Here is a 16,957-nt window from a genome sequence, read left to right as displayed (position 1 = left end):
CACGCGCACTTTCTGCAGCGTGGATTAAATCGTTTTTGAAAGGAAATCTTCATGAACTCGCTTTTGTATGCGCTTATTGAAGCGCTGCGCTGCCACCGCTGGCTGCGCCTGCTTGCCTGTGCTTTTATCTTTTCTTCGCTGGGAAATGGTTTAACCCAGGTCGTGGTCTTTGGTTTACTGTTAGCGTGGTCGGCCCCGCCCGCCCTGCTCACCCTCGCTTTTCTTTTCGCAACGGTTCCGGGATTCATCGGCAGCGCGATCGGCGAAAAGCTGTGCTCGCGCTATTCTCCAGTATTCCTGCTGATAGTGACCGAGGGGCTGGGATTGCTCGCCCTGCTCTTCCCCCTGCTCGGTGCGGGTTATCACAGCATTGCCTCGCTACTCGCCGTGCAATCCACCGAAGCGCTGCTCAGCGGGATGAGCTGGCCCGCGCTGACATTGCTCTTTAAACGCGGACTTAGCGAAACAGAGCTGCCTGCTGCGACCTGTCTGGAAAATGTGATTTTTGCTTCTCAGGTGTTATTAGGTACTGGACTCGGCGTGGTGCTATTCAAGCAGACCTCCGTGTTTACCTTGCTGGCTATTGATGCCGCCAGTTTTCTCGGGTCGCTGCTGCTGCTGTGGCTGGCTGGGCGGCGGTTTTCTGCGCCATTGCTACCTCTCCCCGGTGAAGAGGCAGCCCACGCGCCACTGCGCTGGCGGACGTTGACCGTTCGGCAAAAGCGCAGCCTGCTCATTTTGCCGGCGCTGGCGGCCGTCGGCTCACCGGCTATGGCGCTACTTCCGGCCCTGGCGCAGCAGCTCCATCCTCAGGATGCGGCGGGCCTTGCTCTGCCTCTGCTTTTCGCAAGGAGCATGGGGCAACTTTGCGGCCCCATGCTGCTAAAAAAAGAGAGCCTGACGCGCTTTGCCGTCCACACGCCGCGAATCATCGTTTGTCTCGGTATTTTTCTTGCCGCTTATGGAATGCTGCCGTTGTTTTCCGGGTGGATGGCATGTGCGCTGGGGATGATCTTTATCGCGCATCTGGCCTCAAACGTTCTCTTCGCAGCCGGCACGTTTGGCGTACTCAGCAGTTTTCATATCACGCAAACCGCGTCAGCCAGCGGTAAAGCCTGGCGCTGGCAAACGCTCAGCGCCTCGCTTTTCACCGGCATTACAGCGATAGTGGCTGTTGGTCTTGGCTCAGTGCTGGCGCTCTATACGGTCTCGTCAGCCGCCCTGCTGTTGGTCGCCCTGATCATGCGTGGGTATCGGGAATAAGACATAAAAAAACGCCTGCTATAAAAGCAGGCGTTAAAACAGGTCTGTAAGACAACATATTTGGTGCTTCACTCAACGTTATGTCCATGGTGTCTGATGAGGCCGAAGCGACATCTGTCAGTGGACGATAAGCACCGTAAATGGCTCTGCGTCATTCCTGAGTTTATGAGGCACTAAGGCGAACATAAGAGATGGAATGAGCATCTACGCGTATATTATTGCACGTAACGTGCCAGATTTACACGCAGAACTTTTACATGGCGCAACATTTTAAGATAAAAGGAAATTATGCTGTTAAGTAGCCTCTGAAGCTTCATAGCGTATCGGCAAAAGCAGAAATATGTCGCCAGGAAGAGACAGTAAATCCCATAAATAATTATTTATCTTATTTTCAATGATTTGCATGTCACTGAATCGCGACAATGATAAAGGGTACTTTCTGGAGATAACGACAGGGGAGAAAACTTACAGAAAACAAAAAACCCCGCCGAAGCGGGGTTCAAAATTGGTCGGCGAGAGAGGATTCGAACCTCCGACCCACTGGTCCCAAACCAGTTGCGCTACCAAGCTGCGCTACTCGCCGATGTACTGCTTTTTTGAATTTTTAGTTCAATTCATTTAAAAAGTCGTGGTGCGAGGGGGGGGACTCGAACCCCCACATCCTAAGGACACTAACACCTGAAGCTAGCGCGTCTACCAATTCCGCCACCTTCGCAATTCACAACTCTTTCAATAATGGGGTGGCTAATGGGATTCGAACCCACGACAACTGGAATCACAATCCAGGGCTCTACCAACTGAGCTATAGCCACCACTGTATTCTTTCACGCGGTACTGACTACTTCTCAGACCACCGCAGCTCTAGCGCCGGGAACTAAAATGGCGCGCCCGACAGGATTCGAACCTGAGACCTCTGCCTCCGGAGGGCAGCGCTCTATCCAGCTGAGCTACGGGCGCTTAGCGCCGTTGCGGGGCTGGATATTACGTACCTCCGTCCCCGCTGTCTAGTGCTTTTTTGAAAAAAATGCGCGTTTGGTTATGGTTTGCACATTTTGCCGCTTATTCCTCCACTTTCTGCGTGGTGGCACGGCGACCCAGGCCAAAAAGCTTATACGCGACCGTCACTGCCGCCAGGAAGATCAGTCCGACAAACAGCGACATGCGGGTATCTTCATTAAAGTACATTCCAATTAATACGCAAATCAGGAATGCCATCGTCAAATAGTTCGCATACGGGAAAAGGATCGAGCGGAACGGATGGCTGGCGATCGCTTTTTTATGCGCATGGCGAAAACGCAGCTGGCTGATGAGGATAACAAACCACGGCACCATGCCCGGCAGCACGCTGGCGCTGTAGACGTAAACAAACACGCGCTGCGGATTAGGGATGATGTAATTCAGGCAGGAGCCAATCAGCAGGATGACAATGGAGACCGCGACGCCCGCTACCGGCACGCCAGCACGTGATACTTTACTCATTGCCGCAGGCAGCTGGTTGTTTTTCGAGAGCGCGTAGAGCATACGGCCACAGCTGTACATCCCGCTGTTACAGCCTGAAAGCGCTGCCGTCAGGACCACAAAGTTGATGATACCCGCTGCTGCTGTAATCCCAATCTTCGCAAAGGTTAATACGAACGGACTCCCCGTCGTGCCGATTTCGTTCCACGGGAAGATGGTCACAATAACGAAGATTGCGCCCACGTAGAAAATCAGGATGCGCCACAGCACTTTGCCCACCGCGCTACGCAGCGTAACCTGCGGGTTTTTCGCTTCCCCGGCGGTAATCCCGATCAGCTCCACGCCCTGATACGAGGCCACAACAATACACAGCGCCGTCAGGAAGCCCTTCCAGCCGCCGGCGAAGAAGCCGCCGTGTTCAGTCAGGTTGCCAAAGCCGATGGCGTGTCCGCCGTTGCCAAAGCCATAGAAAATCACGCCCAGGCCAATAACAATCATCACGATGATAGTGGTCACCTTGATCATCGCAAACCAGAACTCGATTTCACCGTAAAGGCGCACGGCGGCCAGGTTTGCCAGCGCCACCAGCCCCACGGCAATGAGTGCCGGTATCCACTGGACCATGTCCGGGAACCAGAACTGGACATAAACCCCTATGGCGGTGATTTCAGAGATGCCCACCGCCATCCACATAAACCAGTATGACCAGGCCGTCAGGTAGCCGAAGAACGGGCTCATATAGCGGTGTGCGTAAACGGCGAAGGAACCGGTCACCGGCTCCAGAAAGAGCATTTCGCCCATTGAGCGCATGATGAAGAAAACAAACAGCCCGGCGATAATATACGCCAGTAATACGGAAGGGCCTGCCCATTTGAGGGTGCTTGCGGAGCCCATAAACAGGCCAACGCCGATAGTGCCGCCCAGCGCTATCAGTTCGATATGACGAGCTTCCAGCCCACGCTGTAGCTCCGGTTGTTTCTCTGCCATAGATCCTCGATTGTGTTTGCTGTTTCCCGGCTTAACACCGGTTATTGTTTTTTAGGGGTACTTAAATACGGTGCGAATGGTTTCTTAAAATAGGCCAAATGGCAAACGATGCATTAAAAAAATGAATGCATTGCACAAATTATCAGCAGTTTTGCAGGTGAGTTGCAGCGCGAACAGCATATCGCGCTACATTTTGATTACATTTTACCGGTATAGTGCCAGGTGAGGTAGCGAAGCAGTCGAATCTGTCGTTTAATGCGGGTGGGTTGGGAGAGCAGGCGGTAGAGCCACTCCAGCCCCATATTTTGCCAAATCTTCGGCGCGCGCTTCACGTGGCCGGTAAAGACATCGTAGGTGCCGCCGACGCCCATATAAAGCGCATCCGGGCAGACCAGACGGCAGTCGCGCATCAGGATCTCCTGGCGCGGGGACCCCATCGCCACGGTGACGATTTTTGCCCCGCTGTCGCGCACGCGGGCAAACAAAGCCTGCTGGTCTTCAGGCTTGAAGTAACCATTCTGGCTGCCAACGATATTAACATTCCATTGACGACGCAGTTTCTCTTCGGTCTCGGCCAGCACCTCAGGCTTACCGCCTATCAGGAACACCGGCGTGCCCTCCGCACCAGCGCGGGCCATAAGCTGCTCCCAGAGATCGGCACCCGCCACGCGAGATACATTAGCGTCAGGATACTTTTTACGGATAGAGCGGACCACGCTGATACCGTCCGCGTATTTAAATTCAGCCGCTTCTATCAGGCTTTTGACTTCGGCGTTATCTTCCACCGCCAGCATCTTTTCCGCATTGATAGCGACCAGCGTACCGGATTTCATCTGCCCGTCGGCGAACAGAAAATCCAGCGCGTGCTGCATGTCGCGCCAGCCAATCAGCTGCAAACCACGAAGCGCATAGCGCGGTGCAGAAGTTTTATCAGTCATTACTTTCCCTACTCAGACTTGCGACAGCGTTGTGCTGCCCTGTGGCTCGCGCTTGTGCACAAGCCCAGCGCTGTCGAACAGCCAGTACAACAGTTTGGCCAGTAACAGGCAGATGCCAAAAACGACCATGAAGAACACCACGCGCGAAACGAACGAGTCCAGCCCCTCGCGCGCCAGAACGATCATATTGAAAATGGCACCAAAGCAGAAACTGTGCAAAATGGCCGCTTTATAGCGGTTGGTCTCTTCGTTACCGCGCACGTAAAGCCAGTCAAACCACTTAATAATCAACCCTACGACAAACGCGCCCGGCAGGATAAACCAGCCTCCCCCCATCACCACCAGGGAACCAATCAAGGTTGGCGAGATCGCCAGGCCCGAATGGTTGTTCAGCACTTCCCAGGTAAAATAGTTCGCGGTATTGAGTACTACGCCAGGGCGGTCCGGCCAGAGCCAGCTCGGGATAAAGACGTAGAAATCGCGCACAATCGGCGCCAGCCCCTGGAAATCAATCTTGTCGTAGTTTTGCAGCAACAATGCCAGGTTTTCCCACGGCGAGAAGGTGTCGCGCGTCAGGTAGAGGAATGTGTAAAACGCCTCGTCGCCCGCCACGTTCATCCCGTAGCGCTTCAGCGCCAGCCAGAACATCCCCACAATGCCAAATACCCCTGCCGCAACCAGCATCCACAGCGAGATCCAGCCGCGGATGATGCCGATGAACAGGAAGATAGCGAAAGCGATGATAATGTTGGCACGCGTACCGCCCACGATCATGTAGGTCAGGATACCGAACGCAACCGTACTGACCAGGAAGAACAGCCATGCCTTGCTGTCCTGGCGAAGGAAGAAGATCACCAGCATCGCCGGGATGAAGAAATAGAAGAATCGCTTAAGCGCCACGCCTGAGACTTCAGCCGAAAAAATCTGGCTGTAGGAGTGAAGCTTAAACAGCAGGAAGCCGTTATGCATGAAGAAGATGCCGACGCTGACCAGGGCGATGGTCATGAGCATCACCCACGTCAGATGGGTCTCCACCCGGTTCATGGTAAAGAGCGCCCGACGCGGGGCAGCGGCCTGCGCTGGTCGCAGACGCGTTTTATAGGTGACGTAGTAAACACCATAGAAGCAGGTCGCCGCCAGCAGGGCCTGGAGAAGAATTTCCGGCGGCGCGACGCTCACGTCAAAACGGAAGACCAGAACGCTGGTCAGCGGGAAGCCGAAAAAGAAGGTCAGCAGAAACAGCAACGAGAAGAACACGTTAAAGTTGAAGCGCACCCGGCGGAACTCAAACCAGGTGAGCGTGGCGATAAATAGCGTGCTCAGAAGCCAGACAACCAGTAAGCCGCTAAACTGCAACTGACTCATGCGTTGTCTCCTGAAGCGATACGCAGCGCGCGGTGCCACGGCGTGAGGTAATTCGGGCTGAAAAAGTCGATGCTATTTTTATCCACCAGCGTGAGCTGGCGTTGTGCTTCACGTACCACTTCGACATTCAGCGCGTCTGAGGTGAACAACACCGGAATATGCTGCTCGGCCATGTCCTGCCAGAACGGGTTTTCACGATTAAGCACGCACGGTACACCCGCCTGAATCAGCAGGCACAGCGTACCAATCCCCTGCTGGCGAGCAAAGATGAAATAGCCCAGATCGCATTTTCGCAGCAGCGCAAGATAGTCATCAAACTCCAGCTTTTCGCTGAGAATGTGCAGATTTTCTTCGCTGAATAACGCAAGCCCCTGCTGGCGAACCTCATCAATGTAGGCGTCGTTATTGGCCGGATAACCCATCGGCACCACCACGTTCACCGTGTCGCCAAACTGCTGGTGTACCGCCCGGAGCGCGGCGACATGTTCGTTACTGCGGTCGCCGGAATTCCCCACCAGCACCGTCAGCTTGCCTTCGCGAACCGCGTCATTCGCCATGGTGTTCAGCGCCGGATCCATACGGGTTGGGAAATAGAGTAGCTCACCGCGCACGTTAGGGTGCTGCTTCGCAAAATAATTCAGATCGCCACGGGTGGCAAAAACGCGGCCCACCCTTCCCTGCGCCATGCGACGCAGCGGATAGAAAAGACGGAATTTCCAGCCGCGCGAGACTTCGTAGAGATCGGCTCCCCAGATATGCCAGTTGCACTGGGAGGGTTTAATTCCCCCGCTGAGCAGAGCCAGCCACAGGCCGGTATTGAACTGCCCGTGGAAAAAGAAACGTTGCTCACGATCCGCTTTGGCTTTGGCAATAACCGCCTTCGCCAGGGTAGCTTTATCCGGCCAGAAGGTGATTGTCAGCGCCGGAAACGCCGCGCTCAGGCCATTATCCTGACCTGCAACCATAAACTCGCGCGCATCAGGATTGCCCGATGCCAGCTCGTCGTTGAAGAACCGCAAAACGGTCTGGTTATGGTGTGGGATATCCGATCCCAGGATGTGAATCAGTGCAGTCATGCGCGTTTACGCCACAATAAAAATACGCCGCAGCAGGCAGCGAAATAAACGATATAGGTTGCCATGTAGGCCTGAGCCGCCCCCAGCGCACCGTGCGCGGGTATCAGCCAGTGCGAAAATGCTGTCAGCAATGCAAACTGGCTAACCTCCGCGAGGATATACAGCCGCAGCGAGGCTTTCGCAATCACCAGATAGCCGAAAACGTAAGCACCCACTTTCAGCACATCACCCACCAGTTGCCAGGCAAAAAGATCGCGCATGGCGGTAAACTTCGCCGAGAACAGCAGCCAGATGGCGACATCACGCAATAACCAGACGGTCAAACTGGCCGCCGCCACTGCGGGTAATACAAAACGCAGGGAGCGGAAAATTTCGCGGGTAATATCCTGCCTGGACGTCAGACGCGATAAGGTTGGCAGCAAATAAACGCTAAAGGAAGCCGTTATAAACTGGAGGTAAGCATCGGAAATACTGCTTACGCCCTGCCAGATCCCTACCTCATCCCAGCTGTAATGCGCCGCCAGCAGGTTTCGCATCATCACGTAGGCCACCGGCAGCGTGACGGAAGTAATGAGCGCCATCAGGGTAAACTTACCCAGCTGGCTGGCAAGCACCTTATCCCATTGCGGTTTCAGGTAGCTCAGAGGGATAACGCCCTGGCGCATCAGCATGAACGCCGCAGGCACAACAACCAGTGCGGGAACCAGCGCCAGCCCAAGCAGTGCGCCTTCATAGCCACCCAGGCGGTAGCAGAAATAATAGGCAATCACGCCGATGACGCTACCCAGGATGAGCGCAAGCGCGTTTCCGGCAGCATCGCGAAAACCTTTCATCAGCGCCAGCAGCAGGTTGGCCCAGGCAATGCCCATCTGGACCAGCGCGACCAGACGCACGAGCCCCTGATAATGGGTGTGCCCGAACAATCCCTGGCTAATGGACGCCGCGGCCAGCAGAAACACAATCGCCAGCAGGGTCGAAAAGCCCGTGACCATTGCCGACGCGGTGCCCACTACCCTGCGAAGCTGAGCCGCATCATCATGATACTGGGCAACGTATTTGGTCACGCCGTTGAAGATTCCGGCACCGGCCAGCACCCCAAGGACGGTAACAAGCTGGCGGAAGTTGCCCGCCAGCCCGACGCCTGAGGGGCCGAATGAGACGGCCAGCAGCTTGACGACCAGCAGTCCGGCACCAATTTTTACAAGCGTGGACGCGGCGGTCCACACCGATGCTTTTGCCAGAGACATATCAGCCGAAATAGCTCAGAAGGGTATTGATCACCGTACGCTGGTTAACTGGCGCGAGGTTGAAGAACAGTGGCAGGCGAAGCAAACGCTCACTTTCTTTCGTGGTGTAACGGTCTTCACCTGCGAACATCCCAAACGCTTCGCCCGCCGGGCTGGAGTGCAGCGGAATATAGTGAAAGACCGCCATAATTTCGGCTTCTTTAAGCCAGGCGATGAGCTGGCTGCGATCGTCGTTATCGCGCAGCTTGATGTAAAACATGTGGGCGTTGTGAACGCAATCGGCCGGAATGGTTGGCAGCTCAATACGTCCGGCTTTTGCCAGCGGCTCAAGCGCATCGTAATAGGTTTGCCACAGGGACAGGCGCTGGAGATTAATTCGCTCTGCCGCTTCCAGCTGTGCCCACAGGTACGCTGCCTGCAGGTCGGCCATCAGATAGCTTGAGCCGATATCGCGCCAGGTGTACTTATCAACCTGACCGCGGAAGAATTGGCTGCGGTTGGTGCCTTTTTCACGGATCACTTCCGCACGCTCAACCAGGGCACGATCGTTAATCAACGTCGCACCGCCTTCGCCACCCGCCGTATAGTTTTTCGTTTCGTGGAAGCTGAAGCAGCCGATGTGGCCGATAGTGCCCAGCGCGCGCCCCTTGTAGGTGGACATCACGCCCTGCGCGGCATCTTCTACCACAAACAGGTTGTGCTTTTTGGCGATTGCCATGATGGTGTCCATTTCACAGGCCACGCCCGCGTAGTGAACCGGCACAATCGCACGCGTTTTGTCGGTGATCGCCGCTTCAATCAGCGTCTCATCAATGTTCATGGTGTCCGGGCGGATATCCACAAAGACGATTTTCGCTCCGCGCAGGACAAATGCATTCGCGGTAGAGACGAAGGTATAGCTCGGCATGATCACTTCATCACCGGGCTGGATATCCAGCAGCAGGGCCGCCATTTCCAGCGATGCCGTGCAGGACGGGGTCAGCAGCACTTTAGCACTGCGAAAACGCTGCTCCATCCACTGCTGACAGCGACGGGTAAAACCGCCGTCACCGCAGAGTTTGCCGCTGCCCATGGCAGACTGCATATAGTCGAGCTCGGTTCCCACGACGGGTGGTGCGTTAAATGGAATCATCTTGTCACCTGTATAACCAGTAGGCGGTGGCGTCGATGTTGGCACCACTCGCAATATAACGTTTAAGCGCGGCGGTGTTGCCCACCTGGGTCGCCACCCGCAGCGTCTCAACCTGCTGCAGCTGCGCCCAGTGCAGCGCCGCCTGCATGAGTTTCTCCCCCATGCCGCGCCCGGCTAATAAGCCAATACGCGCCTCGCGCTCGTTAAGCTTGCGCAGCGAGACAAATCCTTGGATCTGGCCGTTCGCTGCACGGAAAATCAGGCAGACGTGGTCAAAGGTACCTTTGACCGCATTCTCTACCCACTGGGCATAGAAACGTCCGCTATCGTCAGGCGCATACCAGGGCGTGCGAAAGCGGCTCTGCGCAAACGCTCGGGCCGCCATCTGGCGCAGCACAGGAATGTCCTGTTCCGTTGCAATTTCCGCGCCGGACGCATCGTGCCGGGTAAGGGTGATGGAAAGGTCTACCTCGCCTTCAACCAGTTGAAAACCATGTTGCTGGAGCGCGTCAAGCAGGTCGGCACGGTCCGCCGGGATCTTAGCCTGTACGCGCTGCCAGGCGCTGAAGTCAGCGTCCTGCAAAGCTGGCGCATTCTCGCGCCAGCGGACGATCGCCGAGGGGCGAGCAAAAAAAGCGCTTTCCCACTCAAGGGATTCCAGCACGCCGTGAAGTTTACTCAACGCCAGACGCCTTTGGTATCAACCACATACTGCTGACGCACCGCGTCACCGGACGTCGCTTTAAATTCTTTATGGTCCACCAGCAGCACCAGCACATCCGCTGTCGCCAGCGCGTCATCCAGCGCCGTCAGCGTGCAGTGCCCCGCCAGTTTTGCCGGCAGTTCATGAATATTTGGCTCGACCACCAGCGTTTCGCCCTTATGCCATTCGGCAATCATCTCAGCAATTTCCATCGCCGGGCTTTCGCGCAGATCGTCAATATTGGGTTTAAATGCCAGACCAAAGCAGGCAATTTTCAGCTCGCTGGCGCGCTTGCCGCTCTCTGCCAGACAATCCGCTACCGTCGCTTTAACCTGGTTGAGCACCCAGTGAGGTTTGCTATCGTTCACTTCACGCGCGGTGCGAATCAGGCGCGCCTGCGCCGGGTTCTGCGCCACGATAAACCACGGATCGACGGCGATACAGTGACCGCCCACCCCTGGGCCAGGCTGGAGAATGTTGACGCGCGGATGGCGATTCGCCAGGCGGATTAACTCCCAGACGTTAATCCCCTGATCGGCACAGATCAGCGACAGTTCGTTTGCGAAGGCGATGTTAACGTCACGGAAGCTGTTTTCCGTCAGCTTGCACATCTCGGCGGTGCGGGAGTTGGTTACCACGCATTCGCCTTCCAGGAAAATCTTGTACAGCGCGCTGGCGCGTTCAGAACAGACCGGCGTCATGCCGCCTATCACCCGGTCGTTTTTAATCAGTTCGACCATCACCTGCCCCGGCAGCACGCGCTCCGGGCAGTAGGCGATGTTGATATCCGCCTGCTCACCGGCCTGCTGCGGGAAGCGTAAATCAGGACGCGCATCGGCCAGCCACTGCGCCATCTGCTCGGTAGCGCCGACGGGAGAAGTCGACTCCAGAATTACCAGCGCCCCTTTCTTCAGCACGGGGGCAATAGATTTTGCCGCCGCCTCGACGTAGACCATATCGGGCTCGTGGTCGCCTTTAAAGGGCGTTGGAACGGCAATCAGGTAGGCATCCGCTTCCACTGGCGTCGTGCTGGCGCGCAGGAAGCCGCCATCAACCGCCTCTTTCACCACGCGGTCAAGATCGGGCTCCACAATATGAATTTCGCCACGATTAATGGTTTCTACCGCACGTGCGTTGATATCCACACCAACAACCTGCTTTTGACGGGAGGCGAATGCCGCCGCAGTAGGCAGGCCAATGTAGCCAAGACCAATAACAGAGATGGTAGTAAAACTCATAGCGATACCCGATTGTGTTTAAGTGCTTGCAAAATACGGCCACAAGCCTGCCCATCTCCGTAGGGATTGTGGGCCCGGCTCATCGCCTGATACGCTTCATCGTCGTGTAGCAGCCGCGTGACCTCTTCGACGATGAACTGTGCGTTGGTGCCGACAAGACGCACTGTCCCGGCTTTAACCGCTTCCGGACGTTCAGTGGTTTCACGCATCACCAGCACCGGCTTGCCAAGAGAGGGTGCTTCTTCCTGAATCCCACCGGAATCGGTGAGGATCAGCCAGGCGTGGTTCATCAGCCAGACAAACGGCATGTAGTCCTGCGGTTCAATCAGCAGGACGTTTTCGACGTGGCCCAGGATGCGGTTGACCGGCTCGCTGACGTTAGGGTTAAGGTGTACCGGATAGACAATTTGCACATCGTCGTTCTGCGCGGCGATTTCAGCCAGCGCGTGACAGATTTGCTCAAAGCCCCGACCAAAGCTTTCGCGACGGTGGCCAGTGACCAGAATGGTTTTTTTGCCGTTATTCAGGAAAGGATAGCGGGCAGCGAGTTCTTTCTGCAGATCGCTGTTTGCCAGCACGCGATCGCGTACCCAAATCAACGCGTCAATGACCGTATTGCCGGTAACAAAGATGTTGTTATCGGCGACATTTTCACGCAGCAGGTTCTGGCGAGAGTTCTCGGTTGGCGCAAAATGGTACATCGCCAGATGCCCGGTAAGCGTACGGTTGGCCTCTTCCGGCCACGGAGAATAAAGATTGCCGGTGCGCAGACCCGCTTCAACATGGCCGACGGGAATACGCTGGTAAAACGCGGCCAGGCTTGTTGCCATCGTCGTCGTGGTATCCCCGTGCACCAGCACGACGTCGGGCTTGAATGACTCCAGGATCGGCTTGAGATCCTGCAGAATGCGGCAGGTTATTTCCGTCAATCCCTGTCCCGGCTTCATAATATTAAGGTCGTAATCCGGGACGATGGAAAAGAGGGTTAGGACCTGATCGAGCATCTCACGGTGCTGGGCCGTGACGCAGACCTTCGCTTCAATATCAGGATCGCTGGCCAGCGCATGAACCAGAGGCGCCATCTTAATGGCCTCCGGCCTGGTGCCAAATACGGTAAGTACTTTCACATCGATTCTCTTCGATTAGGCGATGAAGGCCGCAGCCTTCATCGTAAACGGCGTTCTTAGTTTGTACGACGACGCGTTAACGCCACGCCAGCACCAACGAGTGCACCCACAATACCCCACATGATCATTAGGAATGCGCGGCGCGGACTGTCGCGTTTTACAGGTTCTTCAGGCGTTCTCAAATAACGATAGGTCTGAAAACGCGGGTCCAGGGAGGGACCGACATTAAGCGTGTTAAGCATCGCGCGGTTTTGATCGTAGTCGAGATCAAAATCAGGCCCAACGGCCTGCAGGTTTTCCAGACGCGCCTGCAGCATTGGGCGACCAAGAAGGAACATTTCAGAATCAGGCAATTCATCAGCCGGAACATCCGTCTCAGTGCGGGAAATGTTGTGCTGCTCCGCAATTTTCAGCGCCTGCTGAATGTTATGCACGCGGCGCGCAAAAATGGCGTTTGCCACCTCTTCCTGACGTTTGACCTGCGCCTTCATCTGGATAGTGCGCGCTGCCCAGGCGCCTTTAAGCTCTTCATTCAGATGGCTGGCGGCACGCTGGCTGGCAAACGCGACGTACTGGCGCAACAGGTTGTTTGCATCCGGGGCGGTTTCGGCAATCAGCTTGACGCTGTCGTTGACGTTACGCAGCACGTCGCCTGGCATGAACTGAATATTGTTAATCAGATCGTCCAGCAGCGCGGCATCGGCTTTGGTGTTATCAACCCGACGCTGCTTAAAGTAATCTGTCTGGGACCAGAAATCGCGGCGCGTATCCCACGAGGCCAGCTGCATCACAAACTCTTTGTAGGCCTCATCCATAACGGAAGCCTGGTCCGGGGTGGCAAGGCTGGCTTTAATATCCAGGTTTCGCAGGAACTGCTGCTGGGAGTAGTATCCTCCGAGCATGTTAACCGTGGGTCTGTCCGTGATTGCCGTGGCGCTCCACTCCTGTTTTGCAAAGAACGTGTAGGCTAGCGCTAACAGTGCAAACCCCAGCGCGATCCCCACAATCCAAAGTTTGCCTGCCCATAACACGCGAAACAAACCCCGAATGTCCAGTTCATTCTCTGTTACCACTGATTTCGCTCCCGCCAACGGTTGAGTCATCATAGTCCCGGTTTTACTTAGTTAATGTTGTGTTTTTGCTACTGTTACGTCGCATCCTGCGCTTAATACGTTTAATGAATCGCGCCACCTTCCATGCGCGCTTAATGCAGTAGCCGTAGAGAGAAAATGCTAGCAAGAACAATACCAACATGGCCCACTCAGGCACAAAGTGCGTATATTCCGCCGTCACGCCAATCCCCGCTAGAATAGCAGCCGCCAGCGTAATAAGCACAAATGCCTGCCGGGAAGTGAATCCGGCTCGCATGATCAAATGATGAATGTGCTGACGGTCAGCAGAGAATGGACTCATTCCTTTACGCAGGCGGCGATACATAATCGCAACCATATCCATTAAGGGGATGGCAATAATCCATAGCGCCGTTACCGGGCTGATGGGATGCACATCGCCCTGAGTGGTTTCCAGCAAGATCCAAATGACAGTAAAGCCGATAAGCGTGCTACCCGCATCGCCCATGAAGACTTTATAGCGTCGGCCCAATGCGCCGAGATTTAACAGGATATAAGGCAGGATGGCAGCAATCATGGCGAAACACCACATAGCAAGGCTGTATTGCCCATCGAACCATAAAATGAAACCAATGGCGGCAAATGAGACGCAGGACAGGCCACCAAGCAAACCATCAATACCGTCAACCATGTTGAACGCGTTAATCGCCACCCACACGGCAAAAAGTGTCAGGAAATAGCCGAATGGGCCGAGTTCCATCTCCCAGGCCCCGAAAATATAGCCCAGGCTACTCAGGTGCAACTTAGCAAACACCATCATTGCAATAGCGACAGCTGCCTGAACGAAAGCGCGGATTTTGACGCTGATGTCGTATCTATCGTCCAGCGCACCAATCACAACAAGAACTGTTGAGCATATGAGATAAAGCCTGGCATGCGGAATATAGTAATCTGCAATAGCAAAAGTGAAGCAGATCCCCGCAAAAACAGAGATGCCACCGACCAGAGGGATCATGCCTTGATGACGTTTACGGAAGTTGGGTTTATCCACTAAGCCCAGATATTTTGCAACCTTACGTGCCAGAAACAAAAAGCAGGTGGTAAACAAGAAAATACTGGTTAGTTCAGTAAACGTATCAAGTAGGTTCACAATGGATGTTCTCAACAAATGTTAGTCAAGGAAGTATAACCATCAAGGGGCCGCGCCTGAAGTTATAAAGCAAACCTCTTACAATTCCATTTGTTTATTATTCAAGCTATTAATGTTTTTACTGTGCGAATTATCTTATTGTCGCACTGACCGGTCAAAATTGGGAGTAGGCGATACTAGCGTATAGTCCATAAAAGAAAAACGCCACGTAATAACGTGGCGTTCGCTGGCTTTATTTGCGTTACGAGCGCTTCATCATGTCGAAGAAATCGTCGTTGGTTTTGGTCATCGCCAGTTTGTTAATGAGGAATTCCATCGCGTCAATTTCACCCATTGGATGGATGATTTTGCGCAGGATCCACATTTTCTGCAGCTCTTCCTGGGTGGTGAGCAGTTCTTCCTTACGGGTACCGGAACGGTTGTAATCGATAGCCGGGAAGACGCGTTTTTCTGCGATTTTACGAGAGAGGTGCAGTTCCATGTTACCTGTACCTTTAAACTCTTCGTAGATAACCTCGTCCATTTTGGAGCCGGTATCGATCAGCGCCGTTGCGATGATGGTCAGGCTGCCGCCCTCTTCCACGTTACGTGCCGCACCGAAGAAGCGTTTTGGACGGTGCAGGGCGTTAGCGTCCACACCACCGGTCAACACTTTACCGGAAGCTGGCACCACGGTGTTGTAGGCACGTGCCAGACGGGTGATGGAGTCCAGCAGGATGATCACGTCTTTCTTGTGCTCAACCAGGCGTTTCGCCTTCTCGATAACCATTTCCGCAACCTGAACGTGGCGAGATGCTGGCTCGTCGAAGGTAGAAGCAACCACTTCACCTTTAACCAGACGCTGCATCTCGGTCACTTCTTCCGGACGTTCGTCAATCAGCAGCACCATCAGCACGCAGTCTGGGTGGTTGTAGGCAATGCTCTGCGCGATGTTCTGCAGCAGCATGGTTTTACCCGCTTTTGGCGGGGCCACAATCAGACCACGCTGGCCGCGACCGATTGGCGATGCCAGATCCAGGACGCGCGCGGTTAAGTCTTCGGTAGAACCGTTACCACGCTCCATGCGCAGGCGAGAGTTCGCGTGCAGAGGCGTTAAGTTCTCAAAGAGGATCTTGTTACGCGAGTTTTCTGGTTTATCGAAGTTAACTTCATTGACTTTCAACAGCGCAAAGTAGCGTTCACCCTCTTTAGGAGGACGAATCTTACCTGAAATGGTGTCACCAGTGCGGAGGTTGAAACGGCGGATTTGGCTGGGGGATACGTAGATGTCGTCAGGGCCGGCGAGGTAGGAGCTGTCTGCAGAGCGGAGGAAACCAAATCCGTCTTGCAATATCTCCAGCACACCGTCGCCAAAGATATCTTCGCCACTCTTAGCGTGCTGCTTCAGGATGGCGAAAATGATGTCCTGCTTGCGCATACGAGCCTGGTTTTCCAGTCCCATATTTTCGCCGAGAGTGATCAGCTCAGAAACCGGCGTATTCTTTAATTCGGTAAGATTCATAATGGTGTGGGTTCTTAAACTCGGAGTGATTCTCGAACTTAATGTTGTGAATGGTATGGCAGGGTCATCCATGCCTGTTTAGCGGCCATCACCTCATGTCTGTTCGCTGTCTGGTCACAGGGAAAGAACGCAGAACTGAAACGACAAGACGGATTGAGTGACAAGCCCGGAATTTAGCCACTTCACGCATTGTTCATGTCAACAAAGGGAAGTATCGGGTAAAACAAGATTCAAACAATAGATATGTTTAAAACGAAGTCATAGCTAACTTAGCACGACTTCAGCCGGGCGTCCAGAGTTCCACATCATTTAGCCGGGGGCTCTGGACGCACAGCGGAGAAACCTTACGCCAGGTTAGCGTCCAGGAACTCTTTCAGCTGACCTTTGGACAGCGCGCCCACTTTGGTCGCCGCCACTTCGCCGTTTTTGAACAGCAGAAGGGTCGGGATGCCACGGATACCGTATTTCGGTGCGGTGCCCGGGTTCTGGTCGATGTTCAGCTTGGCAACCGTCAGTTTGCCCTGATATTCGTCAGCGATCTCATCCAGAATCGGGGCGATCATTTTGCAAGGACCACACCATTCAGCCCAGAAATCGACGAGGATCAGCCCGTCAGCCTTAAGTACGTCCGTGTCAAAACTGTCGTCAGTCAGGTGAATAATTTTATCGCTCATATATAACTCCACAGGAATAAGCCTGGTA

General features: G+C 54.5%; 14 protein-coding genes and 4 tRNA genes. 1 reads left to right on the top strand and 17 read right to left on the bottom strand.

Annotated features, from left to right (window positions below; all coding sequences use genetic code 11):
* Positions 1-51 precede the first annotated feature (51 nt).
* Complete coding sequence (locus HBA26_RS11095) at positions 52-1,263, top strand: MFS transporter (protein WP_126346138.1); 1,212 nt, start codon at positions 52-54, stop codon at positions 1,261-1,263.
* Positions 1,264-1,769: 506 nt separating this feature from the next.
* On the opposite strand, the gene HBA26_RS11090 is transcribed toward HBA26_RS11095, so the two are convergent.
* From HBA26_RS11090 to trxA, 17 genes are all read right to left on the bottom strand, one after another.
* A tRNA-Pro gene (locus tag HBA26_RS11090) sits at positions 1,770-1,846 on the bottom strand.
* Positions 1,847-1,892: 46 nt separating this feature from the next.
* Positions 1,893-1,978 (bottom strand) — tRNA-Leu (locus HBA26_RS11085).
* 21 nt (positions 1,979-1,999) lie between these two features.
* A tRNA-His gene (locus HBA26_RS11080) sits at positions 2,000-2,075 on the bottom strand.
* A 68-nt stretch (positions 2,076-2,143) separates the two neighbouring features.
* A tRNA-Arg gene (locus tag HBA26_RS11075) sits at positions 2,144-2,220 on the bottom strand.
* Positions 2,221-2,322: 102 nt separating this feature from the next.
* Positions 2,323-3,708 (bottom strand): amino acid permease, encoded by a 1,386-nt coding sequence (locus tag HBA26_RS11070; RefSeq protein ID WP_028014804.1) that lies wholly within the window; start codon positions 3,706-3,708, stop codon positions 2,323-2,325.
* 197 nt (positions 3,709-3,905) lie between these two features.
* Positions 3,906-4,646, bottom strand: coding sequence for a lipopolysaccharide N-acetylmannosaminouronosyltransferase (gene wecG, locus HBA26_RS11065; protein WP_045631338.1), 741 nt, complete (start codon positions 4,644-4,646; stop codon positions 3,906-3,908).
* Positions 4,647-4,658: 12 nt separating this feature from the next.
* On the bottom strand, positions 4,659-6,011 hold the full coding sequence (gene wzyE, locus HBA26_RS11060) for an ECA oligosaccharide polymerase (protein WP_126346139.1): 1,353 nt from the start codon (positions 6,009-6,011) through the stop codon (positions 4,659-4,661).
* Positions 6,008-7,087, bottom strand: coding sequence for a TDP-N-acetylfucosamine:lipid II N-acetylfucosaminyltransferase (locus tag HBA26_RS11055; RefSeq protein ID WP_126346140.1), 1,080 nt, complete (start codon positions 7,085-7,087; stop codon positions 6,008-6,010). Before HBA26_RS11055 ends, wzyE begins: the two co-directional genes overlap by 4 nt.
* Entirely contained in the window at positions 7,084-8,334 is a 1,251-nt protein-coding gene (gene wzxE, locus HBA26_RS11050) for a lipid III flippase WzxE (RefSeq protein ID WP_047366699.1), read from the bottom strand. The genes HBA26_RS11055 and wzxE overlap by 4 nt, the downstream gene beginning before the upstream one ends.
* 1 nt (position 8,335) lies before the next feature.
* Positions 8,336-9,466, bottom strand: a complete 1,131-nt coding sequence (gene rffA / locus HBA26_RS11045) for a dTDP-4-amino-4,6-dideoxygalactose transaminase (RefSeq protein ID WP_041911819.1) — start codon at positions 9,464-9,466, stop codon at positions 8,336-8,338.
* A gap of 4 nt (positions 9,467-9,470) precedes the next feature.
* Positions 9,471-10,148 (bottom strand): dTDP-4-amino-4,6-dideoxy-D-galactose acyltransferase, encoded by a 678-nt coding sequence (gene rffC, locus HBA26_RS11040; RefSeq protein WP_047366698.1) that lies wholly within the window; start codon positions 10,146-10,148, stop codon positions 9,471-9,473.
* Positions 10,145-11,407: a UDP-N-acetyl-D-mannosamine dehydrogenase gene (gene wecC / locus HBA26_RS11035; protein ID WP_047366697.1), complete on the bottom strand. Its 1,263-nt coding sequence runs from the start codon at positions 11,405-11,407 to the stop codon at positions 10,145-10,147. The genes rffC and wecC overlap by 4 nt, the downstream gene beginning before the upstream one ends.
* Positions 11,404-12,534, bottom strand: coding sequence for a UDP-N-acetylglucosamine 2-epimerase (non-hydrolyzing) (wecB, locus tag HBA26_RS11030; protein WP_126346141.1), 1,131 nt, complete (start codon positions 12,532-12,534; stop codon positions 11,404-11,406). Before wecB ends, wecC begins: the two co-directional genes overlap by 4 nt.
* Positions 12,535-12,590: 56 nt before the next feature.
* Positions 12,591-13,637 carry an ECA polysaccharide chain length modulation protein gene (gene wzzE, locus HBA26_RS11025; protein WP_028014813.1) on the bottom strand — a complete coding sequence of 349 codons (1,047 nt, stop codon included), beginning with the start codon at positions 13,635-13,637 and terminating at the stop codon, positions 12,591-12,593.
* Positions 13,638-13,650: 13 nt separating this feature from the next.
* Entirely contained in the window at positions 13,651-14,754 is a 1,104-nt protein-coding gene (gene wecA / locus HBA26_RS11020; protein ID WP_028014814.1) for a UDP-N-acetylglucosamine--undecaprenyl-phosphate N-acetylglucosaminephosphotransferase, read from the bottom strand.
* 241 nt (positions 14,755-14,995) lie between these two features.
* Complete coding sequence (rho, locus tag HBA26_RS11015; protein WP_008501566.1) at positions 14,996-16,255, bottom strand: transcription termination factor Rho; 1,260 nt, start codon at positions 16,253-16,255, stop codon at positions 14,996-14,998.
* Positions 16,256-16,599: 344 nt separating this feature from the next.
* Positions 16,600-16,929 carry a thioredoxin TrxA gene (gene trxA / locus HBA26_RS11010; protein ID WP_006179218.1) on the bottom strand — a complete coding sequence of 110 codons (330 nt, stop codon included), beginning with the start codon at positions 16,927-16,929 and terminating at the stop codon, positions 16,600-16,602.
* Positions 16,930-16,957 lie beyond the last annotated feature (28 nt).

It is taken from the genome of Enterobacter sp. 725m/11, assembly GCF_011683705.1.
In the GTDB taxonomy this organism is placed as follows: Bacteria; Pseudomonadota; Gammaproteobacteria; order Enterobacterales; family Enterobacteriaceae; genus Enterobacter; species Enterobacter bugandensis.
The sequence above is the reverse complement of the archived record's forward strand: the minus strand, read 5'-3'. Positions and strand labels throughout refer to the sequence as shown.